This window comes from uncultured Mycobacterium sp. (assembly GCF_964249325.1).
GTDB lineage: Bacteria > Actinomycetota > Actinomycetes > Mycobacteriales > Mycobacteriaceae > Mycobacterium.
Map to the genome: position 1 here is coordinate 1 of NZ_CAXUCH010000338.1, position 3,682 is coordinate 3,682.

The window sequence follows — 3,682 nt, forward strand, 5'->3', positions numbered from 1 at the left end:
ACGTCCACCCGTTGGCCAGCACGTCCCAGACTTGCTGGCATGAGGCGCGCACATGCGGCGTGGCGGACAGCTCTCGTGTGGCAGTCATCGGCAAGGTCCTTTCGCATCGGGCTGATTCCTGCGGGTACCCAAGGCCGCCGATTACAATGCCTGAGGCCGGGGTCAACCCTGCATTGACGCAGGTCGACGATGACGCCGCCACTGCTCACGTCGGTATCGGGCGAAAAGCCGTTTCCCGGTCGGCCGCATTGGCTAACCTCGCACTACTCGACATCGTGGGAAGGCGTCAAGCGTGACTGTGCGGCGGTTGATCTTGTTGGTGGGCGCGGTGCTGCTGGTGGCCGGCGTCATCGGCCTGTTGTTGCCGGTGTCGGTATCGGACGACAATGGCGGATCCATCGGATGTGGCAACGCAGTTGCGTCGAACCTTCAGGAAGCCAAGGACAAGACTCCGCCGGAGATCCCGATCGTCAGTCAGCTTGTCCCGCATCGCAATTACGTAGCCGAGTGCAACTCCGCGCTCGGCAGCCGGCGCGCGTGGTCGATTCCGTTGACGGTGATCGGCGTCATCACGGTGGTCGGTGCCCTGTTCGTCCGACGGCCCGGCGGAGCGGTAGCCGGCGAGGTTTGACCTCGGCTACACCAAGCGCCGGCGCGCGATGCTGCGCAGCACCTGCGGCGCGATCCGGGACAGAACGTACAGCAGGTAAGCCTCCGGGGCGACCGGCCGGATCGCTTTCTGCTTGTCGACCGCGGACATGATCGCGGTGGCCACCTTGTTGGGGCCGTAATGCCGCACCGAAAACAACCTCTCCAGCTGTTCCCGGCGACCTTCGACCTGCTCGACCGCCCGCGGCGGCGCATCCAACCGGGTGGTGTGCACAATGTTGGTGTCGATGATGCCCGGGCAGATGGTGGTCAGTCCCACACCCGCCGCGTCAAGCTCGGCCCGCAGGCAATCGGAGAACATGTACACCGCAGCCTTCGAGGTGCAGTAGGCGCTCAACGACCGCGATGGCGCGAAGGCGGCCATCGAGGACACGTTGACGATGTGCCCGCCGGTGCCGCGCTCGACCAGCCGCCGGCCGAACGCGCGGCAACCGTTGACCACGCCGCCGAAGTTGACCTCGAGTACCCGGTCGAACCGCTCAGGCGGGGTGTCCAGGAATTCACCGGCCTGCCCGATTCCGGCGTTGTTGACGACGATGTCGGGCACGCCGTGCTCCGCGCAGACTCGGTCGGCGAACGCCTCGACGGCCTCCGCGTCGGCCACATCGAGCAGGTACGGGTGCGCGACGCCACCGGCTGCGGCGATCTGCGCGGCGGTGTCTTTGGCCGCGGCTTCGTCGATATCGCTGACCACCACCTCGGCGCCCTCATGCGCGAACGCCAGCGCGGTCGCTCGGCCGATGCCGCCGCCGGCGCCGGTCACCGAGATCAGCATGTCGCCGAAGCGCTTTCGGGTTCGGCCGACCTCGGCGCGCCGCAGCGCGCGGCTCGCCGGTTTGCCTTCGCTCAGGTCGGCGAACTCGTGCACCGATGCCGCCACGACCTGCGGGTGTGACATCGGCGACCAGTGGCCGGCCTTGATGTCGCGGCGCCAGAGCCGCGGCACCCAACGCGCAGTGGCGTCGTAGCCGTAAGGCCGCACGTATGGGTCTACCGTGTTGACGATGAGCTGTACCGGGACGTCGACGTAGTGGTCGCGCCGCGCCCCGGAGAAGGACCGAAAGTAGTTGGCGCGATACGTCGTTACCGAGTTGGCGGCATCCCTGGCGATGCTCGCGGAGTGGTGGATCTGCTCACGGGGAATCCCGGCGACCAATGAACGCTGGATTAGCTTGCTGGACAATGCAAGCCGGATAAGCAGCGGCGCAAGCACCGGTATCGAGAACACAACCATATAGCTCAACCGCAGCGCCTGGCTGAGCGCACGCACGAACGTTCGTGGGCGGCAGGGACGCCGCAGACCGCCGAAGATGTAGTCGACGAGGTGGTGCTGGCTGGGCCCGGAGATCGACGTGAATGAGGCGACCCGATCGCGCGCCCCGGGTCGGCCCAGGTACTCCCACACGCCTACCGATCCCCAGTCGTGGGCCACCGCATGCACCGGCTGGTCGGGGCTGCATGCGTCGACGACGGCGGCGAAGTCGTCCGCGAACCGCGCCATCGTGTACGCCGAAACCGGCTTGGGCACCGTCGATGCGCCGACGCCGCGGTTGTCGTAACGGATCACGCGGAACCGCTCGACGAGCTGTGGAACGACCCCGTCCCACAGCACGTGGGAGTCGGGCCAGCCGTGTACGAGCACCACGGTGGGGCCCTCGGGGTTGCCCTCTTCGTAGACGGCGATGCGAACACCGTCGGCGCTGTCGACGAAGCGCTGCGCGGCTTGTTGTATTGGTGGCATAGGGACCTCCGCCCACCTGCGACTTACCGTGGCTGCCAGTAGCACATTGGAGTGAGTAGCAAGCACCTTGGTCCGCGGCCCGCAGCGATGTCAAGCCGCGCAACAGCCGTTGTGCCCTGGTTGTCTGCCGGCAGCATCGCAGTGACAGGATGGTTTCGAATCAGTTGGGTGCCGCCCCGGTAAAGGACGGTGTGGTAAGCCAGAGGTCGAGCCACGCCGACCACCCGATCGATCGAGGAGTCAACAGAGATGGCCTTCTCCGTCCAGATGCCGGCACTCGGTGAGAGCGTCACCGAGGGGACGGTCACCCGCTGGCTCAAGCAAGAAGGCGACACGGTAGAACTCGACGAGCCTCTTTTGGAGGTGTCTACCGACAAGGTCGACACTGAGATCCCGTCTCCGGCCGCCGGTGTGCTGACCAAGATCATCGCCCAGGAAGACGACACCGTCGAAGTCGGCGGAGAGCTGGCCATCATCGGTGACAGCGCCGAAGGTGACGGTGGCCAGCCCGCAGCCCAGGCGCCGCCGCAAGCCGAGCAGGAAGCAGCAGCCGAACCGGAGCCCCGGCCTGAACCCCAACCCCAAGCGCAGCCGCAGGCGCCGGCTGCCAGCGGAGACGGCCAAGCTGCCGCCGATGGCGCTGCCACGCCGGTGTTAATGCCGGAGCTCGGCGAGTCGGTGACCGAAGGCACGGTGACCCGGTGGCTGAAGAAGGTCGGCGACTCGGTCGAGGTTGACGAGCCGCTGGTGGAGGTGTCCACCGACAAGGTCGACACCGAAATTCCGTCGCCAGTCGCCGGGACGCTGGTCAGTATCACCGCTGAGGAAGACACCACGGTGTCGGTTGGCGGCGAGCTGGCCAAGGTCGGCACCGGTGCCGCGGCGCCAGCAGCCGAGCCACAAGCCCCGCCGGCACCCAAGCCCGAACCGACACCGCAGCCGACACCGGAATCGGAACCGGAGGCGGCGGCAAAACCGGCCCCTGAGCCGACGCCCACCCCTCAGCCCGAACCGGCAGACAAACCTGAACCCGAGCCGACGGTCCAGACCGAAGCCAGGCCCGCGCCGTCGCCTGCCGCGGGGGGGACGCCCTACGTGACTCCCCTGGTGCGAAAACTCGCCGCCGACAACGGCATCGACCTGGCGCAACTGGAAGGCACCGGCGTAGGCGGGCGTATCCGCAAACAAGATGTGCTGGCCGCCGTCCAACAAAGAGAAGAGGCGAAGAAGGCACCCGCAGCACCCGCGGAGGCCCCGGCCGCGGCGCCTGGG

General features: G+C 67.3%; 3 protein-coding genes. 2 read left to right on the top strand and 1 reads right to left on the bottom strand.

Going from position 1 to position 3,682, the window contains the following annotated elements:
- Nucleotides 1-292: 292 nt before the first annotated feature.
- Nucleotides 293-631, top strand: coding sequence for an aminopeptidase (locus tag ACFE99_RS23965; RefSeq protein WP_375489220.1), 339 nt, complete (start codon nt 293-295; stop codon nt 629-631).
- A gap of 6 nt (nt 632-637) precedes the next feature.
- Here ACFE99_RS23965 and ACFE99_RS23970 read toward each other — a convergent pair whose 3' ends face one another.
- Entirely contained in the window at nt 638-2,410 is a 1,773-nt protein-coding gene (locus tag ACFE99_RS23970; RefSeq protein ID WP_375489223.1) for an SDR family oxidoreductase, read from the bottom strand.
- A 249-nt stretch (nt 2,411-2,659) separates the two neighbouring features.
- Between ACFE99_RS23970 and sucB the strand changes: the two genes are divergently transcribed.
- On the top strand, nt 2,660-3,682 hold a 1,023-nt coding region (sucB, locus tag ACFE99_RS23975), incomplete at its 3' end, for a 2-oxoglutarate dehydrogenase, E2 component, dihydrolipoamide succinyltransferase (protein WP_375489225.1).

What these genes read in the sequence shown, in the direction of transcription:
- ACFE99_RS23970 (WP_375489223.1), bottom strand. Translation starts at nt 2,410, where the DNA reads ATGCCACCAATACAACAAGCCGCGCAGCGCTTCGTCGACAGCGCCGAC.